Annotated in this window: 10 protein-coding genes; 8 read left to right on the top strand and 2 right to left on the bottom strand. The window is 57.2% G+C overall.

What is annotated here, in order from left to right; genetic code table 11:
• Positions 1-65: 65 nt before the first annotated feature.
• Both gspD (EWH21_RS09610) and EWH21_RS09615 read right to left on the bottom strand, forming a co-directional pair.
• Positions 66-2,009 (bottom strand): type II secretion system secretin GspD, encoded by a 1,944-nt coding sequence (gspD, locus tag EWH21_RS09610; RefSeq protein ID WP_277700379.1) that lies wholly within the window; start codon positions 2,007-2,009, stop codon positions 66-68.
• Between the two features lie 4 nt (positions 2,010-2,013).
• Positions 2,014-2,649, bottom strand: a complete 636-nt coding sequence (locus tag EWH21_RS09615) for a type II secretion system protein N (protein WP_277700380.1) — start codon at positions 2,647-2,649, stop codon at positions 2,014-2,016.
• 422 nt (positions 2,650-3,071) lie between these two features.
• Between EWH21_RS09615 and EWH21_RS09620 the strand changes: the two genes are divergently transcribed.
• The 8 genes from EWH21_RS09620 to EWH21_RS09655 all read left to right on the top strand — a co-directional run bounded on the left by EWH21_RS09620 (position 3,072) and on the right by EWH21_RS09655 (position 24,506).
• The gene (locus EWH21_RS09620; RefSeq protein WP_277700381.1) at positions 3,072-3,653 is read left to right on the top strand and encodes a hypothetical protein; all 582 of its coding nucleotides are present in this window, start codon (positions 3,072-3,074) and stop codon (positions 3,651-3,653) included.
• 229 nt (positions 3,654-3,882) lie between these two features.
• On the top strand, positions 3,883-4,455 hold the full coding sequence (locus EWH21_RS09625) for a type II secretion system protein N (protein ID WP_277700382.1): 573 nt from the start codon (positions 3,883-3,885) through the stop codon (positions 4,453-4,455).
• Entirely contained in the window at positions 4,455-6,266 is a 1,812-nt protein-coding gene (gene gspD, locus EWH21_RS09630) for a type II secretion system secretin GspD (RefSeq protein WP_277700383.1), read from the top strand. Before EWH21_RS09625 ends, gspD (EWH21_RS09630) begins: the two co-directional genes overlap by 1 nt.
• A complete protein-coding gene (locus EWH21_RS09635) occupies positions 6,247-6,957 on the top strand; it encodes a hypothetical protein (RefSeq protein WP_277700384.1) in 711 nt (236 codons plus the stop codon). Before gspD (EWH21_RS09630) ends, EWH21_RS09635 begins: the two co-directional genes overlap by 20 nt.
• Positions 6,920-7,726 (top strand): transglutaminase-like domain-containing protein, encoded by an 807-nt coding sequence (locus tag EWH21_RS09640; protein ID WP_277700385.1) that lies wholly within the window; start codon positions 6,920-6,922, stop codon positions 7,724-7,726. The genes EWH21_RS09635 and EWH21_RS09640 overlap by 38 nt, the downstream gene beginning before the upstream one ends.
• A gap of 294 nt (positions 7,727-8,020) precedes the next feature.
• Positions 8,021-19,672 (top strand): Ig-like domain-containing protein, encoded by an 11,652-nt coding sequence (locus tag EWH21_RS09645; protein ID WP_277700386.1) that lies wholly within the window; start codon positions 8,021-8,023, stop codon positions 19,670-19,672.
• Positions 19,673-19,932: 260 nt separating this feature from the next.
• On the top strand, positions 19,933-24,057 hold the full coding sequence (locus tag EWH21_RS09650; RefSeq protein ID WP_277700387.1) for an RHS repeat domain-containing protein: 4,125 nt from the start codon (positions 19,933-19,935) through the stop codon (positions 24,055-24,057).
• A complete protein-coding gene (locus tag EWH21_RS09655) occupies positions 24,054-24,506 on the top strand; it encodes a hypothetical protein (protein WP_152488359.1) in 453 nt (150 codons plus the stop codon). Before EWH21_RS09650 ends, EWH21_RS09655 begins: the two co-directional genes overlap by 4 nt.
• Positions 24,507-24,571 lie beyond the last annotated feature (65 nt).

Below are 24,571 nucleotides of genomic sequence, written 5' to 3' on the forward strand. Positions count from 1 at the left end.
GTAGGAGCGGCTTCAGCCGCGATGGCGGTAGAAGCTGCCGGCGCTAACGTGGCAGGCGATACCCCTTACTGGCGCAAATCCACCGCCGGCGCGCCCTGGCCATCGAACAGTTGCGCAGGCTGGCTGGGCAGGATGCTGGGGCGGCCGCCGTTGCTGCTGCTATTGCCGATGATGCGGATATCGCTGTACTTCTTGCCGGACAGTGCGGCCAGGCCGGCGCCGTCGCGTACCACGGTGGGACGCAGGAAGACCATCAGGTTGCGCTTGATGTGCGACTCGCGAGTGGAGCGGAACAGCCCGCCTATCAGTGGAATGTCACCCAGCAACGGCACCTTGGAAACGGCTTCGGTGACGTCGTCCTGAATCAGGCCGCCGAGCACGATCACCTGGCCATCGTCGGCGAGGATGGTGCTCTTGATCGAGCGCTTGTTGGTCACCAGGTCCACCGCCTGGGCATTGAGCCCGGTGCTCGGCGCGATGGAGGAGATCTCCTGTTCGATCTCCAGGCGCAGGGTGGCGCCTTCGTTGATGTGCGGGGTGACCTTGAGGGTGACGCCGATGTCCTTGCGCTCGATGGTGGTGAAGGGGTTGCCCGCGCCAGAGGCGTCGGTGGTGTAGGAGCCGGTCTGGAAGGGGACGTTCTGCCCGACGAGGATCTCCGCCTTCTGGTTGTCCAGGGTCAGCAGGCTCGGCGTCGACAGCAGATTGCTCTTGCTGTTGGCCGACAGTGCGGTGATCAGCGCGCCGAAGCGGTCGCTGCCAACGCCGATGATGGCGCCGTCGGGGAGGGTGGTGTTCTCCGGTATTTCATCGTTCTGCAGGATCTGCAGCACCGAACCGACGGACAGCCCGGTACCGGCGAAGTTGACCCCGCCCAGGCCGCCACGGCCACCACGTGCATCCACCGCCCATTGCACGCCCACGGCATCGGTGATGTCGCCGGAGACTTCGACGATGGCCGCCTCGACCATGACCTGCGCGCGCGGCACGTCGAGCTGACGGACGATGTCCTCGAGGGTGGCGACCTGATCCGGGTCGGCCAGCAGCACCAGGGCGTTGAGGCTCTCGTCGGCACGGATGAGGATGTTCGACTGCTTGCCGCTGGTCTCGCCGGTCTCCTGGCTCTTCAAGCCTTCGGAGATTTCCCCGAGGGTTTCGGCCAGGGCCTTGGCGTCGTTGTGACGCAGGCGAATCACCCGCGTGTTGGCCGAGCGGCTGGTGGGTGTATCCAGCGAGCGGGCGAGGTCGGCCAGCTTGGCGCGGGCGTCCGGTGGCCCGAGAAGGATCAGGCGATTGGTGCGGGCGTCGGCCACCACCTGGGTAGCGCCACTGCCCTTGGCCTGGCCACGGGCGATGGCGGTGTTGAGGACCTCGGCGGCGTCCATCACCCAGGCATGTTGCAGGGTGACCACGCTGAAATCCTGCGCGCCGCTCTGGTCGAGCTGGCGCATCAGGTCCTGGATGCGTGCGATGTTGGCGCTGCGGTCGCTGATGATCAGCGCGTTGGCCGAGGTGACGGCAGCCAGGTGACCGTACTGCGGTACCAGCGGGCGGATCAACGGGATCAGCTCGGCCACCGGCACGTGTTGTACCTGGATCAGCCGGGTTTCCAGGCGGTCCGGTGCGGCCCGGCCTTCACCGGCTTCGGCCTTGGCTTCGGCATTGGGCACGATGCGCGCCTGGTCGCCCTGGGTCAGTACGCTGAAACCGTGGGTGGCCATCACCGAGAGGAACAGCTGGTACACCTCGGAGAGGCCCAGCGGGGTGCTGGACACCACGCTGACCTGGCCCTTCACGCGCGGGTCGACGACGAAGGTCTGCCCGGTGATGGCGGCGATCTGGTCGATGAACTCGCGGATGTCCGCACCCTTGAGGTTGATGGTCCAGCTTTCTTCCTGCTGGTTGGCGCTGCTGGGCACCTGTTCGATCTGCGCAAGCAGCGGCAAGGGCGTGCTGGCCAGGCTGGCGGCTATCAGGGCGAGTGTCAGTCGGCTTCGGAGAACAGGCATCGGTTCAGTCGCTTTCCATGGGCTGATCGGGGGGCGTTTCTTCGGGCAGTGTGCCGGAGGCTTCCATCTGTTCGCGCAGCATCTGCATGCGCTGGCGCAGTTGTTCGAGGTTGTCCTGGTCGAGTCGTTCGAGTTGTTGTTGCGGGTCTTCCTGCGTTGCTTCGAACGGTGGGGTATAGCTGTACTGCCCACTCTGCTGACGCGGGAACCCGAGGCTCTCGCGGCGCCCGTTGCGCAGCAGCTCGACGCGATCGGCATAGATGGCGTCCACACGCACGCCATCGCTCACTTCCGTGCCGACGGCAAAACGCTGGGCATGCTCGCCCTGGGGCTGGATCAGCGCACTGGAGCGTTGCGGGTCGCTGTGCACGAAGCTGCCGAGCAGGGTCAGTTGCAGATTGGTGGTCGGCGCCGGGCCGCTATCGGCCTGCCGAGGGGCGCCGAACAGTTGGCCGACGGGGGCCTGGCCGTGCTGCACCTGGCCGGAGCCGGCCTGCTCCGGGGCGGGCTGCACCTGGCCGCGTACCAGGCGCAGCAGGTCGGCGCTCTGCCACGCCAAAGCACTACTGACGAGTATCAATGCAAGCAGACCGAGCAAGGGGGGCATCAGGGTGCGATATCGATTCATCGCATGGGACAAGTGCGTCACTCCATCAAGTTCTTGTTCTGCGGTGATCAGCGGGAGTGATCATAGCAAGATGTGTGCTTTTGACATCCCCCTTAAGGGGGCTTGAAATCCGTGAAAGCCTGGACGTTGAGCTTGTTGAAGGTTGCAACCGGACTGACATGCCGAGAGTGATGTGTTCGCTGTGAAGGTTTCGCAGTGTGCTTGCATCTCATCCACCATCCTTTGAGGAAGCAAGGAAAAATCTAGGACTTGTCGTAAAAGTGACGACTGGGTTGTACTGTCAATTAGCCTTCAGGGTAGACTCGGCGCCCTATTTCTCCTCCCGAAGACCGATGGATCGCCCAGATGAATCTCTGGGGCATGGAAAGGAACTCTGCATGGGATGCACTCTCCTTCGTTACCTTCCGCTTTGCCTGCTTACAAGCATCGCATGCTTGTTCAGCTACGTAGGTTTGCTCAATCCTGGTATTGATCACCCCTATCGAGGCCCGCACTACAGCACCGAGATGCTGCAGATTGATGTACCGGGTTTGAATGTGCTCGGTGCGAGTGCTCTTGCGCCCGATATCCTACGTGCGAGTAATGCCGCGAATCTGCCCAAGCGTCGTCCAATGGCCTTGCAGTGGGGCCTGGCGGACCATCGCCGGGGGACCGTGCTCGGCAAACGTATCGACTCCGGAGCCCAGGGCCGCGTAGCCGGTTATCAGAGCCGCAATGACATCAAGGCCAGCCTGATGCGCGACGACGAAGGGCTGGGGGGCGATGTCAAGGAACATCAAGACGATGAACGGCTGATCCTGAGCTACACCGGCGACAACCTGATTACGGTGAACGGCGTATTGGACCTGCTCTGGAAGCACCACTACGACGGTAATGGCCTGGCCGGCTGTACCGATTCAGTGGGGCGGCGCGCCAACACGGAATACAACCACTACGGCCAGTTCATCCGTGGCCCATGCACGGACGGTAGCGAAATCAATAAGTGCTACGAGTCGCAGGTTGGATTTTTGTCGTGACGTATCACCATAAGAATATTGTTGAGGGTGCCTGTCTGGGTGTCGAGTAAGTATTGAGTTGGGCCAAGTTCTAATTGGTCGATGGCCTGGAGCTTATAGTTTTCGTGGTGTGCTCAGAGCTGTTGTTTCATAGTGGGGTGTTGGTTTTTTATTTTGATGTACGGACACCTGATTATTTTTAGGAATTTTGCGTTTATATGGTGGGGTTATGTCGGGATTGCACTCTCGCATGATTGAGCGACTAAAGCCGTGGCTGCTTCTTACGGGGCTGTTTTTCATATCCGCTGCCTATTGCGTTGCCTTTTTTCTGTGGCAGCACGATCTGTCAACAGAAGCATTGCCGGCAGTCCTGACTATGGATTCTCCTGCGCAGAGTACCAAGCCGGATCACGTCGAATTGGTCAATCTGTTCGGTACGATCAAGTCAGAGACTGCCGTTGCCCCTGTCAAGGAAAGCGCGTTGTCGCTCAAACTGGTGGCCAGTTATGTAGGTGGCAAACAGGGACGTTCGGCTGCTGTGATCGCTCAGAGTGAAAACAGTCACAAGCTCTACTATCCAGGCGATCAGTTAATGCCTGGCGTCGAGTTGGTCGATGTGCAGGTACGCCGTGTTCTGATCAAACGTAATGGGGCATTGGAAAGCGTAAGTCTAGAGGAGAGGCAGCAGCCAGCTCTTCATCGAGCGGCTGCTGAACAGGTCGCCAGGTTACCGGCAGCACCACCTGCTATGAATCCGATCAGCCAACAGAAGCTGACGGAAAAACTCAATAAATTGCAAGCGCTGGCAAACGGGGAAATTTGATGCGTTGGGGAGCGTTGTTGTGTGCGTTGTTGTTCAGCGTGGCGCTATATGCGGAACAGGAGAAGCCTGCTGGACTTGATCTGGACATGAAGGATGCGGACATCCGTACCTTGATTGAGTGGGTAGCCGATCAGACGGGCAAGAACATCGTGATCGACCCCCGAGTCAAGGGCAAGGTCACCGTGGTGACCAGTGAGGCGATTCCTGCAGAGGACCTCAATCAGTTGTTGAGTTCAGTGCTCAGTGTGCATGGGTTTGCGCTCATCAAGGAGAATAACGTTTATAAGGTTGTTCCCGAAGTGGATGCCAAGTCCTCCAGCATACCGGTCAATGAGCGTAACGCTACGGCTGGGGATAACGTTATCAAGTTGTTCAAATTGAACAATGTTTCGGCCATTCAACTGGTCAATCTGCTCAAGCCTATGGTTCCACAGTCGGCCTATATCGCTGCTTATCCGGATCGTAATTACATTATCGTTGCTGACCGTGCTGTAAACATCGCCAAGATCGATGATCTGGTCGCGCGTCTTGATCAGGCATGGGAAGTGACGACGGATGTCTTTGCCCTGAAGTATGCCAATGCTCAGGACATACTGGCCATGCTCAATGGTCTTTTCCCCAAGCCAAAGGCCGATACACCGGAGGGGTTCTTCTCGATTGGTGCCGATGTGCGAACCAACAGCATCGTGGTGTCTGGTGAGGAGGTTCTGCGGCGTCAGGTGCATGACGTGGTTATGCGGTTGGATCGCAAAGTGCAAGGTGTGGGTAATACCAAGGTGTTCTATCTGCACTATCTACGCGCTGCAGACATACTGCCGGTAGTGCAGAGCCTGAGCAGTAGCATTCAGAAGCAGGGACTCAACGCTCAGGAGTCTTCCGTCGAAGTGAACATTCAGGCCAGTGAAGCGACCAATGCTCTGGTTGTCAGTGGGCCGCCTGATGTGATCGATGCCGTAGAGTACATCATCAAGAAACTGGACATTCGCCGCGCTCAAGTCCTGGTTGAGGCTGTGATTGTAGAGGTGTCTGAAAGTGAGGGGCGTGAGTTAGGGGTTGAATGGCGGAGCAGCGCCAGCGCTAAAGGTGGTGATGGTTGGTATGGCGGAACTCTATATCGGGATAGTGCGGGGGCGGGGGCGATAGATGAAGCGCCTAACTTGGTGAGTGGCCTTGCATTAGGTTTCTATCGAAACGGCTCGTTACGGGGACTGTTCACCGCGCTGGAAACCAGTGATTCGTTGAATATCCTCTCCCGACCCAATCTGGTTACTTTGGATAATGAAGAGGCCAAGATTGTCGTCGGTCAGAATGTTCCTTTCGTTACCGGACGTTCTACGAGTGCTGCCACTCCGGTTGATAATCCCTTCCAGACCATTGAGCGGAAAGATGTGGGTATCACCCTGACAATCAAGCCCCAAGTCAATGAGGGTGATGCTGTTACATTGGATATCACGCAGGAAATATCCAGTGTCTCCAATGCACGTGTCGCTCAGGCGCAAGACATCATTACCAATACACGTTCTGTCAAGACTCGAGTATTGGTGGAGGATGGGCAGACGCTGGTGTTGGGCGGGCTTATATCGGATGAGCAGCAAGGTGGTGATGCCAAGGTGCCGTTCATGGGGCGTATCCCTATCATTGGGGCGCTATTTCGCAGTGATAAGAAAAATAAGACGAAGAACAATCTAATGATCTTCATTCAGCCTAGGATCATCCGCAGCAATGATGATGCGCAGTTGGTGACAGGCGGGCGTTATCGCTATATCGATCAAGCAGCCGAGCGAATGGGTTATGACTTCGAAGCGCGTTAAGTGTCTGGTGGCGGCATCGCTGTTGTCGCTTTGGGGGGATGCCAGTGCTTCCGCGTTACCCATTCCCGGATGCTGGGTCAGTCAGGCATCGCAGCAGCTCATCGATGTAGATGGCGAGGGTAGCGTGCAAGGTGCTTGGTCAGTGTCGAGTGGTTCGCTTTTGGCACGCTTGCAGAGCGGGCGAGTTTCTCAGACGTTACTGTTCGCAGGCTATGACATGCTGTCGGTGCGGCGTGTTTGTTCTGAGATGCAAGAAACTGGCCTTTATAACGCGAACATACTGTTTGGTGGGCGCGAATGGTTGCAGGCCAAGCAAGGCGCTCCAGCTTGGGACTGGCTATTGGTGGGGGCGGAGGATGTGGCGGCCAACCTATTGAGCGGTGAGTTGTCCGGGATGTTCGTTGGTCAGGGCAAGGTGGTGGTAGGACGGGGATTGGAAAAACTCCCATCAGTCGATCCGGCAAAAGTGGCTGCACAACTGATTGACAAACAGCAGCGTGTTTTCGAGCCAGTAGTGCTTTTCGTGTCCAGAGATTATCAGCAGCGGTTTTTTGAGTTTTTCTCGAATAATCCATTGCCCGGCGTCTTCCTGTCATTCGATGAGGTTGAGCAGGTGCGCGATACATTGAATAAATATGTGAGCATCTCGGCAGATGACCAGGCGCGCCAACTTAATTATTACTGTGATTAGTGCATTGTTGTGCGGCTCCGCTCAGGCTGACGAGAGGTTCGAACTTGTTCTGCGCTTGCAAAACGACAGTGCTGGTGTGCTGCCGGCGGCTGAGGTGTGCGGTCTAAAACCGCTTTCGCTAAACGGGCGGGTCAGTGACTGGCGTATTGAAGCTTCAAGTCCTGTGCGACTGCGTTCAAGAGAATATTGCCTCCAGCATGAAGAGTTGGGGCCATACCAGTCGCAACGTATAAGTATGCAGTGGCAGCCTGGTATTGAGGATCAGGATGAGGCTTGGACGTCAGAGGCATCCTTTGACTTGGTCCAGGAGCCGTCTGAACAGTTGCGGCGGTTAGCTAAGTCATTTGCAATCTATCCCAGGCGTGAGCGGGTTGAGCGAATCTTTGCCTGGATGGTTGAACACATTGCGTTTTTCGGCATACGTCGAGGTGTCGAGGGGGCTGAGCACGCATTGCAAGTGGGTGGGGGGGATTGCACTGAGCACATGCTGCTGGCGGGGGAGTTGCTTGAGCGGAATGGCGTCACAGTTCGAAGAATTTTAGGGGCAGTAGTACCCAACGAACAGCACCATATAAGTGCTTCTGGATTGCATAACTGGATTGAATATCGAGATAATGGCAGATGGCTGGTCTTCGACTCATCCAGAAGGCTGCTTGGCGCCCCGAAAGATAGCCGTTATCTGGGGTTGCTGTTCTATAGCAACACCCGGCAGCTATCGCTTCAGCCGCTTTTCACGGACTCGCCAAGCTTGAAGTTATTTTTGCAGTAAGGGCGAAGGGATTGTATGAAAGGACTCGTCGAATGGACTGTTTCTTGTCTCACCTTGCCGGGTGATTTTCTTCGCATATTTTTCCTGTGCTGACTGCTTGTTCTTGGCCGGTGTCGTGCTGAGTGGTATTGGCGTACAAGTGCAGTGCAAGAGGGATTTTGACGTTGCTGGGCGCATATTGCGGCTATCGCGGCCGCAATGAACGGCTATGAAGTTCGGGCTGTAGAAAATAAACGTTTGTAACGGTTCTTAAAATATCAAGGATGATCCTTGGTCTGAAGGGATTTCAATTGCATGCATCAAGTTATTTTTGCTTTTTTCTCTAAGGTAGGGCAGCGTTTGAGCCGTCTTGTCGGGCTTGCAGTTTGCTCGGTCGGATCTGTTCTGCGCAAGGCTCTGCTTTTCAAGAAATTTGTACTTTTAAGCATGCTTTGGATGAGCTCTGCGGTAGCGGTTTCAGCAGAGATTTCAGATCAGCTGAAGCGTTTGGATCCTATGGTTTATTTTTCTGCCGATAACCTGGCTTCGGCGGAGGATGGAAGTCTCAACGAGGTTGGATATGAGTCGCTAAGGTATCTTGGTGGCGAGCCAGTTACAGTGCCTAGTTTTTTGGGGGAACATGCCGGCAAAGCGTTGCGCCTGAATGGTCAGGATTCACTTGATTTGTTTACCGGTTTTCTGGAGGGGCTGTCCTCTGATGTCGTTCTGGGTGGGTATTTTAATTATCGTTGGGGCGAAGCTGCACCTGAATGGCAGTGCTTGTTTTCTGTTGGTAACAGGTTTGCGCTCTTGTTTGGTGATGGTGGGCTACGCGCATACGTCGATGAGAATGGCGTTAGCCGCTCTGAACATATAGCGGCTGAGCTTGATAAGCCTTCGGATGGCCTTTTTATTGTCTTTGCTCCCTTCGAAGTTGAAGTGTACTTGGGGTTGAAGAAGATATGGTCTCTTGAGGTGCCTGATGGTGTCAGCAGTCTGTCTGGTTTGGATATAACCCTTGGTAACTGTTCTTCAAGTGCCAAAGCGGAGCTTGTGAAAGAGAATGTCAGCGGTTTTCAGGGTGACATAGATGAATTGATTGTTGTCCGTAATGACGCATGGCATGAGTTCATGCCCCTCCAGCCAACCAGGATGGTCTTGCCGAAAGCCGAGCAGCTGCATGCCAGCCGTTCTTCGGTTTCGGCGCGTAAGAGTGTTGTTGAGAATGAACCACCCATGTTCTGTTCTAATCCCGAGTTGGAGGGCGGTTCAGTCGATAGCACGATGACGCGTGCTGTATTGATGATGGCTGCAGTTGGATACTATCCGCTTCAAAGTCAGCGCTGGTCAAATGGTCTATATGGCGTATGGCAGGACCAATCGTCCTTTGTTGCATTTTTGTATCCCAAGGTGACGGATGGGCTGATTTTTAATTACCGGGGGGAATATTATCTGAAGGGTGAAGATGAATCTGATGTCGGAAGCCTTCAGTATGAAGTGGTAGAAGATGCTCTTGGTGTTTTGCATGATACTTATGAGTTTAGTTACCTTTATGGCGGTTTTTCCTCTCTCGTTCCTATAGGAGAAGCTGTTGAAAAGTTTCGGTTTGATTGCTTTGGTGAGGACGTAGACTGTCAGGATTTATATCGTGTTCTGGATCAGGGTGTCGCTTTCGGTAAACCAAGCATAAGCTCTTTCGATCTGGTTGCTGACTCCTTGCCTTCCGTTTATGAGCATAGTCTGAAAGAGCTAAATTTCTCTTTCAGTGCCCCTCTTGCTGATCAAAACTCCCCTGCGAAGGTCCTAGATGATGGGCTAGTGAAGCTTTACTTGGCTTCTGATGCCGATTCAGATACTGAGGTGGAAATACCTGTCAAGGCGCTAGGGCAGGGGCGTGATTTACGACTTGAATTCGAGTCTCGTATCAGGGATGGACGCTATCGGGTCGTGTTTGACGCTTCGCTAAGTTCTAACGCCGGGGTTGCTCTGGGTGAAGAGCGCGTCTATGAGTTCTCTATCGAAGTCGGTGATGTTCTGGTTGATACCAATCGATTTGTTGGCGCTTATGATTCCAGTCTGGATGGTAAAAGGCTGATCGTTGACGGCGCAGAACTGACCATTTCAGGTCATCATGATTTCGAATCTGTCGTTGTCCGTAACCAGGGAGTCATCACTGCTCAGGTCGGGCAGACTCTGCAGATTGCTGCCGAGTCCATATCTGTTGATTCTGTTTCACGTATCGATGTCAGCGGCAAAGGGCAGTTGGGCACCACAGCTATTGGTACATTCACCGGCGGCAGCTATGGCGGTAGCGGTGGTGTTTATAACGGCTCGACCAACGAGTCTTATGGAGACTTTCGTGAGCCGACGAACTTCGGTAGCGGTGGCCGAGGGAGTGGCAATGCTTTCACCCGCGGCGGCGGTGCGCTTGAGCTGCGCGCAGGGACGCTGAAGTTGGACGGCCAGCTCCTGGCCAACGGTCAATACGCTTCGAGCCAAGGTTCTGGAAGTGGTGGATCGTTGCTGCTACGTGTCGATGCAATCGAGCTGGGTAGCGAGGCGAAGATTCAGGCCAATGGTGGTGGTACGAGTACTTGCGGTACTTGCACTCGTGGTGGCGGTGGTGGTGGACGTGTTGCGGTCCATTATCGCGCAGTGGATCGCGTTGCACTTGTACAAAAATTACAGGCACGCGGAGGCCCTAGTTGGAGCCATCAGCAGGGGGCAGCGGGGACTCTGTATGTCAAAGACCTGGAAACTCAGCAGGCCGAATTGATCATTGATAACACCGGCATAGACAAGGCCAGGGCTGCAACGACTCGGCTAGACGTGAGCGACAATGCTGAGTTCGCCGATAAACTAACAGTGATCAATGCCAATATTGAGCTGGTCGGTGCCAAGCTTGGCGAAGTTTCCTTTGCTGACAGCACTGCTTCGCTAAATGTTGCCGAAGTATTGCTCTTGCAAGCGAACAATAGCCAACTGACTCAGGTGCGAGATATTGCTGTTACAGACCTGCTGATGACAGGCGGTAGTTGGATTCAGGCTGGCCATGCGCTAAATGCTGAGCGTTATACCTTCGATGGCAGCACACTGGACCTGAGCGGAGCCTTCAGTGGTGCACAAACTGACCTGATCGTGGATGGTTTCACCGTTGCACTCAATCAGAACGCAACCTGGCGCAAGGTGCGAGTGTTGAATGGAGGTTTGATCACCACGCCCGTGGCTTCAGATTCCTTCACCCAGGCTGTAGTGATTACCGCCGATGAGATCGAAGTGGATGCAAGTTCACGTATCGATGTCAGCGGCAAAGGGCAGTTGGGCACCACAGCTATTGGTACATTCACCGGCGGCAGCTATGGCGGTAGCGGTGGTGTTTATAACGGCTCGACCAACGAGTCTTATGGAGACTTTCGTGAGCCGACGAACTTCGGTAGCGGTGGCCGAGGGAGTGGCAATGCTTTCACCCGCGGCGGCGGTGCGCTTGAGCTGCGCGCAGGGACGCTGAAGTTGGACGGCCAGCTCCTGGCCAACGGTCAATACGCTTCGAGCCAAGGTTCTGGAAGTGGTGGATCGTTGCTGCTACGTGTCGATGCAATCGAGCTGGGTAGCGAGGCGAAGATTCAGGCCAATGGTGGTGGTACGAGTACTTGCGGTACTTGCACTCGTGGTGGCGGTGGCGGTGGGCGTATTGCCGTGCATTTCCAGGAAGTAGATCGCGCGACTTTGTTGCAGCGGTTGCAAGTCCGTGGAGGCTTGAGTTGGAGCTACCAGCAGGGCGGCGCGGGAACTCTCTATCTGAACGACAGGAGCAGTGATCAGGCCGAGCTGATTATCGACAATACCAGCGTAGATAGAGCCAAGGCTGCTACAACCTTGCTCGATTTGGGCAGTGAAGGTGAGTTAAAAGAAAAACTGACCGTCAACAATGCCAATGTCGAGCTCTTGGCTGGCCAGCTAGGGCTGGTGCAGGCCGCTGGTAGCCATTTGCTGCAAAGGGCTGACCTGAACGTCGCCGATCTCCGTTTGGACGCTGGTCTCTGGAATCAGGCAGGCTTTGCTTTGAGCACGAGCAGTTACCGTTTCAGCGGTGCGACTCTGCAGCTCAGCGGCTCCTTCAACCAGGTTGTGGACGAGCTCCTGGTGGATAACTACACCGTAGAGCTTTCGGATGATAGAAGCTGGCAAAAAATACGCTTGATTAACGGTGGGGTGATTACCACGCCAGCTGCATCGGAAACCTTCACCCAGGGCATCACTCTGACCGCCGATGAGATCGAAGTCGATGCCAGCTCGCGTATCGATGTCAGTGCCAAAGGGCTGATACCCGGCGCCGACGTCGCCAACTATTGTGGGGGCAGCCACGGTGGCTTGGGCGGGTCTTACGGTGGTTGCCAGACGAATGCGGTATATGGCGACTATCTGGCGCCGGTCACCTTCGGTATGGGCGGTCGCCGTAGCGGGACTTCGGGTATGGTCCGTGGCGGTGGTGCGTTGAAGCTGGTAGCGCGCTCCTTGCATCTGGATGGGCAGCTACTCGCCAATGGGGAAGCGTACCCGAGCAATTCTACTGCTGGCGGCGGCGCAGGCGGCTCCTTGTGGGTCGACACGCAAGTGTTGCTGGGGAGCGCGACTACGCGTATTCAAGCCAATGGTGGTGCCGGCCGTAACTCTGGTGGCTCCGGTGGCGGCGGGCGTATCGCTATTTATTACGCCGGGCTCCAGGGTTTCGATGTACTGAGTCAGATCAGCGTTGCGGGTGGTGTTCGCAGTGGTAGTGCTACAGCAGCCGAGCAGGGTTCGCTACACCTGGAGAATCGTGTGGTCTCGACGGCCGTTGCTGGAGCCGACGTCGATGGCTCTATCGGTCGTGAGATCAATGCCTTCACCGTCGATTTCATTAATGCCGTCGACCCCGAAACGGTCACTGCCAGTGCTGTAGCGTTGAGTGGGCCTCAAGGCGCTGTGGCCATTCAGTCGATCACTGCCCTGAACAGCGTGCGCTACCGCTTCGAGTTGGAGTCGGTGTTGAGTGATGGTCTATATGAGCTTCGCGTTGGGCCAGGTATTCGCTCGGTTCAGGGACGCGGCATGGATCAGAACGGCAACGGTATCGAAGACGAGCCGGGTGATGTATTCGTACGCCAGTTCGTGATCGACCGTCAGGCACCATTGGCGCCTTTAGTCACAAGCCCATTGGTTGCTCCTGCGATCAACTCTATCAATGTTCGCCGTGTCACCCTGACTGGCGAGCGAGAGTCGCAAACAGCCATTCTGGTCAATGGGGTTGTGCAAGTTGCGCTCGGCAACGGTGCCTGGACGATCAGTGACTACGTTCCTGTCGAGGGTGACAGTGACCTGCAGATTCAAGCACGCGATGCGGCAGGCAATCTGTCTCCCGCAAGTGTGGTGAAGCTGAGTGTCGATAGTACGCGCCCGAGCTTCCAGCAGTATTCCCATGGCGGATCTATCAATACTGTGCCGGACTTTGTCTGGGTTCGCTTCGTCGAGGCTGGGAGTGGGTTGGACTTCGCCAACAGCAGCCTGGTACTCAAACGTGGCAACGACCTGATAGCCGGACAGTTGAGCCTGGAAGGCAACACGCTTCGCTTGACGCCTAGCAGCACCCTTCTGGAGGGACAGTACAGTGTTGCTGTGAGCTTGAAAGACCGGGCCGGTAACCTGAGTACCACGACCTTTTCTTTCACGCTTGACTACACCCCTCCATTGGCACCTGTGTTGGCGGCATACCCTGCCGTTACCACGGTCAATGTACTGCGGTTGAGCATTACCAAGGAAAGCGGAAGCTCGTTGATCTTGCGTAATGCCGCCGAGCAGGCCGTTGGTAGCATGTCGGGAGGTGGCACCAACTGGAACTGGGATATCAATCTGGTACCGGGTGATAACCTGTTTACCCTCGAGCAGCGAGATGTAGCGGGCAACGTGAGCCCGCGTACCTCCATTCAGGTGCGTTTCGACAATGAAGCTCCAGGGCCGGTTCTTTTCAGTATCGACCCTCAGGGTAGCGGTACCGAAGTCAAGCTGGCATGGCCGAACTACGATGAAGTCGCCAACGGCAACGATATCCAGCAGTACCGCATCTATTCAGCCGTTCAGCCGTTCACTCGTGTTGCCGAAGCGCAACTTACGATGACGGTGCCTGGAGGGACGCGTCAGGCCGTGGTGAAGAACTTGCCGCGCGCAGAAACGCGACACTTCGCAGTGGTTGCGGTGGATCAGCAAGGCTTGCTGGTTGATGAGCTGCTATCTCAAGCGGCAACTCCACAAGATATCCAGCCTCCTGCAGACGCGAGCGGCTTCAGTGTGCGCTCCTTTGAGGATCGGCTCGAGCTGAGCTGGCAAGCCAGTGTCAACCTCGCGGGTGATCTTTCGGGTTATGTGCTCTATGTCGGTGAAGGTGGCGTACAGCGCATCGACCTTCCGCTGCCTGCCCTCGTTGATGGCTTGAGTTATAGCCTCACGGGGCTCGCGGCGGGTTCGGCTCATCCCCTGCGATTGGTCGCAGTAGATGGAGATGGCAACGAGAGTGCAGGAGTACGCAATCCAGGTATCACCTGGTTGGGTAATCCGCAGGATCTGCAACTGCAAGCGCTCTCCAATCGGTTTGAGGCACAGTGGAAAGCCGTCCAGCCAAGCGAATGGGTCAGTGGCTACAGATTGTATGTGGCAGATGAGCCGTTCACTTCCATTCAAGGCATGTCGCCCAAAGCCAAGGTGGGGGTAGGGCAGATCAGCACGTCGATCGGCGGCTTGCTGAATAACAAGGCTTACCACGTAGCAGTTACGGTGGTGAATGCATCTGGTGGAGAGAATCCGCAAGTGCAGTCGCTCAGCGTCAAGCCTGTTGCCGATTCGGACGGACCGGAGCTGACTGCTCTGACCTGGCATGATGGATCAGCGAATCAGGATATTCGTGCAGGTGGTGTGCTGGCTCAGTTGGGTGAGCTGAGGATTCAGGCCAAGGACGAATCTGGTATTGGTCGCGTCGAGTTGAGCCTTGACGGGCAACCCATGGGCATGGCGACTCGGGCAGGTGACTATTACCGTCAGGCCTGGAGTCTGGTTCAGGTGGCTGATGGTCCCCACCAGTTGCAAGTGAGTCTGTACGACACCCTCGATAACCAATCACAGCTTGAAGTGGCCGTGCAGGTTGAGCTGGCTCCGCCAGCGGCTCCGAGCCTGAGTCTGCAGAGCAAGGCCAGCAAGACCAATGCGCCGCAGCAGGTGCTGATCGTTCGTGGCCAGGCCAACAGCCTGGCTCAAATCAGCCACAACGGTAGCGACTTGGGTGACTTGGTCGTGCTTGACGGCAGTGGTCAGGCCCAGGTGCCTTTGACCCTGGTAGAAGGTGATAACCAACTTACCGCACGCCTGCGTTACGGTAGTCGGGAGCAGTTCGGTGCGGCGAGTGAACCACTGCGCGTCAATCTGGACAGCGCCTTGCCTGATACGCCAGGGAGTCTTCAGGCCATCGCCAAGGCACAAGGTATCGTGAACCTGAGCTGGGCTGCTGTGAACGGAGTGTCGGGCTACGACCTGTACGCGGCCAACCAGCCGTTCACCTCGGTGACTGATGCAGGGGTGAGCAAACTCAACAGCAAGGCACTGACCAGCTCCAGCTACCAGCATCAGACAACGGCTGATGGCACCTACTATTACCGTGTCAGCAGCGTCAACACGCTTGGCTCGCAAAGTGCCTTGTCGGTGCCGCAGTCGGTTACTGCAGACAGCACACCACCCAAGGTGGAAGAGGCGCTATACAGCAGTCTGGGGCAGGTCTCCGGTGATGGACGCTTTGCGCCTGGGCGTGTGGACGTCCGCCTGCGCATGAGTGAGGCGCTTCGTAACGCTCCCTTCTTCAGCCTGGATGTACCGCAGGGGGCATCGATTCCTGTGCGTCTGACTCAGGCGGCGAATGATCCGCTGTCTTACCTCGGGAGTTTTGATCTGAGCGCTGCCGTACCGTCCGGGTTGCTCTATGCGCGGGTTTCTGCGCATGACCCAGTGGGTAATGAAGGAACGGAGGTTGTTGAGGGCAAGACCTTGCGTGTGGACACACAGGGGCCTGACTTGCAGCAGCTGTCGCTGTTGCCAGAAAGCCCGGTGGAAAATCTGGTCGACGGCAATCAGGGGCGAGAGGTTCAGGTTGTTCTGCGCCTGAGCAAGGACCCGATCGCATTGCCAGAGCTGACGCCACGCCTCGATGGCCAGGCATTGGTCAGCCAGCCTGGCCCGCTTGCTCTGAGCCTGGATGCCCAGTCGCAGCCAGGGGCACCCATCTACACCGGACGTTTCCGTTTACCAGTCGACGCGGGGCAGCAGAGTGTCCAGCTTCTGAGCTTCGATTATCGGGCCAGCGATGACCTTGGTAATACCAGTGAGCGCATTCTGGGACGCCGTGATTTTCAGGTGTATAAGGGAGACCTGCCGCCACTGGATATCCCTCAAGGCTTGAGCGGTAAGGCGTTGTCGGCGGGGCGAGTGGCTCTGAGTTGGAAAGAGGTGGCGGAGGCAAGCGCCTACCAGGTGTATCGTCGTGGTGATGCTGATAGCGACTTCGTCGCCCTGGGGCGTGTGCGTGAACAGGCCTTCGAGGACAACCTGCCGGTTGCGGGGTTGGCCGATGGGGCTTACCACTATCGTGTGGCCAGTATCCGCGAGCACGATGATAAAGAGGCGGTCAGTCTGCCCAGTGATTCGATCAAGGTGGACGTGCTGAGCCAAGCGCCGGGGGCACCGACTGATCTGTCCATCGAGCTCAACGGTGCAGGAATCGTATTGCGCTGGTTGGCTCCCGAGGCAGGCCAGGTGGTTAGCTACAACCTGTATCGTGCCAATGTCGGGCAGGATCAGCCTATCGATATCGAGGGGCTCGCTCCGCTGCAGAGTGATATTCCGGAGCGCATTGCACTGGATAGTCGCCCGTCTGATGTCGAGCATGCCTATACCGTGACGGCAGTGGATGCTGCTGGTAATGAGTCGGCACCGGCGACAAGTGTGTACCTCAATGCCGGTCTGCTACCGGTACGTGACCTGTCGGTCCACTTGGCTGAAGGGCAGGCGCCACAGTTGCAGTGGGACCACTCTGGTCAGGACGTGGTCGGCTACAACGTCTATGCCGGCACCTCTTCGGAGAAGCTCAACGAGACCTTGATTACGAGCACCAGTTTCGTTGATCACCGTGTCGCGCTGCCCTTTAGTGCCGAGCGTCAGTACAGCGTGACGGCTGTCGATGCTCAGGGTGTGGAGAGCTTGCCACATACGTTGTTGTTACCTGCTCTGAAAGCAGAGCTGCGAGCTGAGCAAAAACTCGAGCGAGGTGTTTTCAATCAGCTCCATTACCGAGTTCTTAACAGTGGCTCCGTTGCTGTCAAACGTTTGCGTTTGCGTGTCGACGTCAGCAGCGAAGGGCAGGTCAAGCAGCATCTGTCCGACTACTTCGATGTTGGTGCTGGTTCTGTGTCCGAAGTAGCGGTCGTGGTTGCTGGATATAAAGATCTGCCAGGTGTCGTACCGCTGAGTGTGGAGATAGTGCAGGCACCACAAGAGGGTGAGTCGGTCAGCATTCAGCGCAATGAGACGATCACTGCAGGTGAGAACACCCTGTTGGTGCAGTTGTTGCCCGACGAGTTCACTCGTGGTGGTAGTGGCAGTGTTCGTGTCCGTCTGGAGAACCCTAGCGCCATCGCAACGGAGTTGATCACTGCGCGCAGTAACGGCAACCAAGTATCGGACGAGATGCGCCTGATACTGGAAGACTTGCAGGGCAACGTGCTGGCGAGTCAGTCGGTCAAAGCCTCCGTGGGCAATGGCTTGATCACTGTCCGCGACGGGCGAACTGTCGCTCGGGTAGGGGGCTATGACGTGCTGGAAACCGGGCCATTCAGCATCGATGTACCGGTGGCTGCACCGGATCGAGTACGAGTGCGACTGGAAGCGGACTTCCTTCACTATCAGACTGGGCTACCAGGTGAGCTGAAGTTGGGTGGTCTGCGTAGCAGTCATGAGTTGAGCCTGGTGGAAGCCCCCTATCGAGGAGAAATCACCGCGATCAGCCCAGAGCAAGTGCAGGCGGGTGACAGCGTGACGATTCGTGGCCGAGCATTGGGGCGTGATGATGCCCAACCGCTAGCAGGAGTGGCGCTGAAGCTGGTGCTCAACGTCCGAGGCTTCGAGCACGTGGTGAGCGTCAATACCGACGAGCAAGGTGTCTTTGAGTATGTGTTCGATACGGCCTCCAGCGACTCCGGGGAGTACTTGCTGTCGTTGATTCACCCAAGTATCCAGCTGCGTCCGCAACATGGACGCTTCCTGGTGCAGGGCGCTGCGTTCTCGCCTGCGTCGGTGAATACCAGCTTCCCGCGTAACTATGAGCAAACCGTCACGGTGGTGGTGGAGGCGGGCCATGACTCACCGCTGGCGAACGTCAGGTTGGAATATGTACAACCTGACGGCAGCAGCGGCTTGCCGACAGGGCTCAAGGTGCAGCAGGGTGGTGCGCTCAACCTGATTGCCAAGCAACGCGGCAATTTGACTCTGCGCATCAGTGGGGACAACGGCGCGGCTGAGTCTGGGTTGCTGGATTATCGCATCGTCGCCGACGGTCTGGAGCGGCCTATAGGGCAGGTGCGTATCCAGTACAAGCTTGTGCAAGCCCAGCCGTTGGTCCGAGTCGCTCCGACGCAGATCCGAACCGGCGTCTCGCGTGAGGCTGAGCAGGTTGAGCAGGTAACCCTTAGCAACCCGGGTCAGGATGTGCTGCGCAACGTTCGCGTCAGCCTGCTCGATGAGCAGGGCGGCGCAGCACCTGGCTGGGTTAGCCTGCGAACTGCTGAGCGTTTGGGCGATTTGCCTGTGAGTGCCAGTCAGTTGATAGGGGTCGCGTTCAGTCCCGACGCCGCCGTGGCGGAAGGCGACTACTACTTCACCCTGCGCATCGAAAGCGATAACGCGCCGGTGGCCAATGTGCCGATGAGTGCATCGGTTACCCAGTCAGGGCAGGGTGGGGTGATTTTCCAGGTGGAAGACATCTACACCGGCACGTTGAACGAGCAGGGGCAGCGGGTTTTGGGGCTCAAGGGCGCCAAGATCAAGCTGCAGAACCGCAACGTACTGAGCAGTGAGTTCAGTGCGACCACCGATGATCGTGGCCAGGTACTGCTGGAGAACATTCCTGCCGGTGAATACAGCTACCGTATCTCTGCGTGGGATCACGATGATCTGTCGGGGCAGCTGTGGATCAAGCCGGGTGTAGTCGGCGATGAGCGGGTTTTCCTGATGAGCAAACTGGTCACCGTGGAGTGGTCGGTGAAGGAAATCACCGTCGAGGATCGCTACGAAATCATCCTCAACGCGACGTTCAAGACCAACGTCCCGACCGCGTTGGTGATGATCGAGCCGTTGTCGATCAACCTGCCGATGATGCGCAAGGGAGATGTGTTCCAGGGTGAGTTGACGCTTACGAACTACGGATTGATCCGTGCCGACAAGGTGCAAGCGAGCTTGCCGACGGGGGATGCGCGCACGCGTATCGAATACCTACGGACGGTGCCGGAGACGCTGGAAGCGGGAGATGTGCTGGTGGTGCCATATCGCATCGTGGCGCTGCAGAGTTTCGACCCGGATGACGAGCTCAACGGAGCGGCCGGCTGCTGGAGTTTCAATTACCAGGGTGTGGTGAACTACGAAAGCCAGTGCGTCAATGGCCAGATCATTCCGGGGCGAGCCAATGTGGCTTGGAGCGCGAATGGGCGTACCGGAAGCTGTGGCGGCGGTGGTGGTGGCAGTATCGGTGGTGGTGGTGCCAGCGGCTGGGGCGGTTGGGGCGGTTCATGGGGGAATGGTTTCATTCCGCGGCCGACCCCCTTGACCTCGACCAAGCAGTGCGTACCACCACCAGATTGCGACAACGGCAATTGCGGCGGCGGTAACGGCGGCGGCGATTAAACGTAGGGCGGCGGGTCAAGACCCGCCGTTAGGCCCGCGCCTCAACGAGATTCACAGGCTTATACGGACTTTTGGAAAGGGCGGCTCTACCCGCCCGGGTTTTCAGCTGTGCTGGCTTATATAGCGCCCCTACGGCTAGCGTGAAAGTCGCGTAGCGACGCCCTCTTTGATGCCCTTCTCCCACCGGGAGAAGGTGGCGCGAAGCGCCGGATGAGGGGCATGCCGCGCAGGCTTTCATCATTCGGGGTGCCTCTCGCGGCATGCCCGTTAACAAGGAGAAAGGATTGGATCGCAAGGTTTTTGGCCGCTTGGGCCTTTGCTTGGGGGCGGCTTTGGCCCTGTTCAGCGGCGCGTTGCAGGCCAAACCCGGCCTGGATCACCAGTACCGCGGCCCTCACTACAACACCGAGGCGCTGCAGCTTGACGTGCTGGATCTGCAGGTGCAGGCGCTGGGCAGCCCGATCCGCATGCTGCGCAGCTGGAAGAACGGCCAGTGGGTGTGGAACGAGCGCTGGGAGGACCTGAAGATACTCGGCCCGGCCGACCCCAGCGCCCCGGGTGGCGCTGCCGATAGCCTCAATGCCGACCGTCCTTACGCCGTGGTGCGCGGCGGGCAGAGCTACCTGCGTGCCAACAGCACGGTGCAGGGCCAGGACGTGACCTTCAACAACCTGCCCAAGCGCCGCCTTACCGCGTTGCAGCGCGGCCTGGCCGGTTACCGCTGGGAAGACGTGCAGGGTAACCGTGTCGACTACGATGCCCAAGGACGCATGACCGGCTACCAGAACCGCCAGGGCCATCGGGTCAACCTGGTGCGCGACGATGAAGGGCGGGCGATCGGGGTCAAGGATCACCACGGCGAGCAACTGGTGACCCTGACCTACACCGGCGCCAACCTTACCTCTGTTCGCGACTACAGCGGCCGCGAAGTCCGCTACGAGTACAGCGGCGAGCGCCTCAGCGCGGTGATCGACGTGGTCGGCCAGCGCTGGCAATACCACTACGACGGCAACGGCCTTGCCGGCTACACCGACCCCCTGGGCCAGCGCACCACCTACGTGTTAGGCAAGAGCGACAGCGTGCAGGAGATCAAACAGCCCGACGGCCGCTGGATCAAATACAGCTACGGCTACGACCAGAACAGCGAAGAATACTACGTACGGCAGATCGACCAGGCCGGCCTGGTCAAGGAACGCTGGTACGACCGCCTGGGCCAACTGGTGCGCCAGCAGGAAGCTGGGGAAACCCGACTGATCCGCCAGTACCTGCTCTCCGACCGCTCCAGCGACGTCAGCAAGATCGCCGAAGCCTACCGCCTGACCGGTCGCAGCCTGGCCGTGACCCGCGAGATCTCCCAACGCCAGGGCAGGGCGCCGTCGCCCTATGTGGCGCAGATGATCGAGCAGGACGCCCAGGGCAACCGCACCACCACCGAGTACAACCAGTACAGCCAGGTCATCCGCATCCAGTACGCCGATGGCAGTGAGGTCAAAAAGAGCTACGACCCACGCACCAACCGCGTCAGCGAAGAAATCGACGAGCGCGGCAACAAGACCCAGTACCGCTACGACGCCCAGGGCAACCTGATCGAGCGCATCGACGCCGCCGGCACCCCTGAAGCCAGCACCACCACCTACGTCTACAACGCCCTGGGCCAACTGACCGAGCAGAGCACTCCGGCCAGCGGCGAGACCCCGGCCGCCACCTGGCAGTACCAGTACGACGCCAAGGGCAACCGCAGCAAAAGCATCGACCCGCTCAACCACGGCACCAGCTACACCCACGACGTGCTGGGCAATGTGCTGACCCTGACCAACGCCCTGGGTAAGACCTGGACCAGCAGCTATGACGCCGCTGGTAACCTCACCAGCCTGACCACGCCGCTTGATCAGACGGTTACCTACCAGTACGACAAACTGGGCCAGCGCACCCAGACCCTCGCCTCTAACGGCGCGGCCATGGTTACCACCTATAACGCCGCCGGCCTGCCCATCAGCATCACCGACGCCGCCAGCGCCAAGACCGAGTTCGAATACGACGCCAACCAGCGCCTGGTGGCGGTGATCGACCCTTTGGGCAACAGAAGCCAGCGCCAGTACGACGCCCGCGGCCGTTTGCTCAGCCAGCAGGACGCCGCTGACAACCGCATCCAGTACCAGTACGACAAGGACCGCCTGAGCGGCATCGACTATCCGACCTACAAAGAGCGCTACCAGTACGACAGTCGCGAACGCATCCAAAGCCAGACCCAGGAATACCGCGAAGGCGACACCGACAAAAGCCAGACCGAGCACTACCGCTACCTGGCCAACGGCCTGCTGGAACAACACCTGGATGCCGCCAACAATCCCACCGGCAATGGCTACGACGCCCAGGGCCGGCTGACCAGCAGTATCGATGCCGAAGGCGGCATCACCCGCTTTGCCTACGACAAACGGGGTAACCTGATCCAGGTCACCGACCCCGCCGGGCGCGTCACCCAGTTCCATCACGATACCCGCGACGCAGTGATCGCCGAGATCAAACCAGGTGATGACAGCACCCCGCGTACCGAACGCCGCTACAGCTACGACGCGGTGGGCAATCTCAAGCAGAGCATCACCCCGGATGGCCGAGTCAGTCAGTACCAATACGACGATGGCAATCGCCTGATTCAGACCCAGCACTTCGTCAATGCCGGCCAGGCGAACAATGGTTACGCCGAACGCACTACCACCTACAGCTATAGCGACCTGAACCGCCTAACGAGCTACGAGGATGAGGAGAGCAAGGCGGTCTACCAGCACGATGTGCTCGGGCGAGTGACTCAACTGACTGTTACCTACAAAACGGCCAGCCCAGCGTTCAGCAAGACCCTCGCCTACAGCTACGACGCCAATGGGCGCAAGGCGAGCTATACCAACCCGGAACAACAGACCTACAGTTACGGCTACAGCGCCCATGGCCAACTGAGCGGTCTGAGCATACCGGGGGAGGGCAGCATCAGTCTGGGTAACTACAACTGGATGCAGCCGCAGAACATCCTCTACCCGGGCGGCAGCGCCCTGCAGATCGTCCATGACGGTCTACTGCGCTACACCAGCCGTATCCTCAGCGACCAGGCGGGCAACCCGATCCAGAGCCACCGCTACCAGTACGATGCGGTGGGTAATATCACCGCCATCGAGACTGAGAGTGGTGCCCAGCAGTATGGCTACGACAAACTCTACCGCCTGACCGAAGCGCAATACCCCGAGGGCGATAGCAGACGCAATGAAGCTTACGCCTACGACGGCGTGGGAAACCGGCTGGATGAAAAAACCAGCAAAGCCGAACTGGATATCGGCCAGTGGCAATACAACGCCCATAACCAACTGGCCAGCCATGACGGCATCGGCTACCGCTACAACGCCGATGGCCACCTGATCGAAAAGGGCGCGCTGCAGGAAAACGGCAGTTTGGTCCAGAGCGGCAGCATCGACCACTGGCAGTACCAGTACGACAGCCGCGAACGCCTGGTTGCAGTGCAGAAGAACGGCCAGCCGCTGGTCAAATACGCCTACAACCCCCTGGGCCAGCGCATCAGCAAGACCTTGCTACCGAGCAACCAGACCACTTACTTCCTCTACAGCGAAGAAGGGCTGGTAGGGGTATACGACCAGCAAGGCAACCTCAAACAGGAATATGCCTACGATCCGACCGCGCCCTGGATGAGCCAGCCGTTGTTTACTCGAGCCCAGCGCAATGACACCCAGGTATGGGCAGTGAGTTACTTCGGCACCAGTCATCTGGGCGCACCGGAAGTGGCGTTCGAGAAGAGCGGGGAAGTGACCTGGCGGGCCAAGGCGCAGGCGTTTGGAGAGACGCAAATCCAGCTCAACACTATCGATAATAAGCTGAAGTTTCCGGGGCAGTACTTCGACGAAGAAACGGGGCTGTATCAGAACTACTTCAGGGACTATGACCCGCAAATTGGTCGATATGTGCAGAGTGATCCGATTGGGATATTGAAAGATTATAAAGAGCTTGGTGTTTGGGGAATAGCTACCAACACGGTCAGTTCAGACCTGCTTGGCCGCATAAATGATCGATATATCTATGTGAAGAGTATGGTTGTAAGGTTTTCTGATCCTTATGGTTTGGAGCCTTGTGTTGATGATCCTTGTCTAGTTAAGTTAAAAGCATGTCGCACTTTGTGTGGGAGAAAACCTCTACTTGCTGGGCCTTGTATTGTGAAATGTGAATCGAAATATGGCGCGCTTTCGAACTGTGTGAGTGGTGGAGGCCCATCTGATCCATCTGATCCATCTGATCCATCTGATCCATCTGGAAATGGGACTCCACCTCCAGATGAGTTAACACCTAATTGTACTTTTGAAAAATGGCAAGCAGGGTTGTGTGTATGAATAAGTTAGTATTTTGCTTTTTATTGTTCTTTGGTTTTTCTGGTTATTGCTTTTCTTTGCCATGGAAGTTGGATGGGGTTTGGGTGGTGGATGGGTCGTTAACTTTCTCCTTTGATCAGAATTTTTCAAGTCGAGATGAGGTGGAGGTTGATATTTTTAAGTGCACTGCGGAGCTATCAGGTCTTGAGTTTTCTGATGGTAAGGGGCGTTATTTTTTGAGGGGCGGTGAGTGCGCCTCTATGGGGAGGAAGGGTTATATTGAACCTTATGATGCGAGTTTTTCTTATGATGTAATCTCTACTGAAGGAGAGCAGAGCGTTATTCTTTGGCGTGGTGGTGACCTAGGGTTTCAGATATTTAATTGGATTGATCCTGATTTATTCTGGGTGGATATTTCCGAGTCTAGTTCAGTGTCGCGATACTATTACAGGCGATCATTGCAGCCATGAGCCAAGTATGGCGGGTCGTGACTCGCGCTGATTGATTGCTGGTACTGGTAAACGGAGACAGGCCA

Source organism: Pseudomonas sp. REST10 (genome assembly GCF_029542605.1).
Classification (GTDB): domain Bacteria; phylum Pseudomonadota; class Gammaproteobacteria; order Pseudomonadales; family Pseudomonadaceae; genus Aquipseudomonas; species Aquipseudomonas khazarica.

Coding starts and splice junctions, on each gene's coding strand:
- gspD (WP_277700379.1), bottom strand. CDS start 2,009: ATGCCTGTTCTCCGAAGCCGACTGACACTCGCCCTGATAGCCGCCAGC.
- EWH21_RS09625 (WP_277700382.1), top strand. CDS start 3,883: ATGATTGAGCGACTAAAGCCGTGGCTGCTTCTTACGGGGCTGTTTTTC.
- gspD (WP_277700383.1), top strand. CDS start 4,455: ATGCGTTGGGGAGCGTTGTTGTGTGCGTTGTTGTTCAGCGTGGCGCTA.
- EWH21_RS09635 (WP_277700384.1), top strand. CDS start 6,247: ATGACTTCGAAGCGCGTTAAGTGTCTGGTGGCGGCATCGCTGTTGTCG.
- EWH21_RS09640 (WP_277700385.1), top strand. CDS start 6,920: ATGACCAGGCGCGCCAACTTAATTATTACTGTGATTAGTGCATTGTTG.
- EWH21_RS09645 (WP_277700386.1), top strand. CDS start 8,021: ATGCATCAAGTTATTTTTGCTTTTTTCTCTAAGGTAGGGCAGCGTTTG.
- EWH21_RS09650 (WP_277700387.1), top strand. CDS start 19,933: ATGCCCGTTAACAAGGAGAAAGGATTGGATCGCAAGGTTTTTGGCCGC.
- EWH21_RS09655 (WP_152488359.1), top strand. CDS start 24,054: ATGAATAAGTTAGTATTTTGCTTTTTATTGTTCTTTGGTTTTTCTGGT.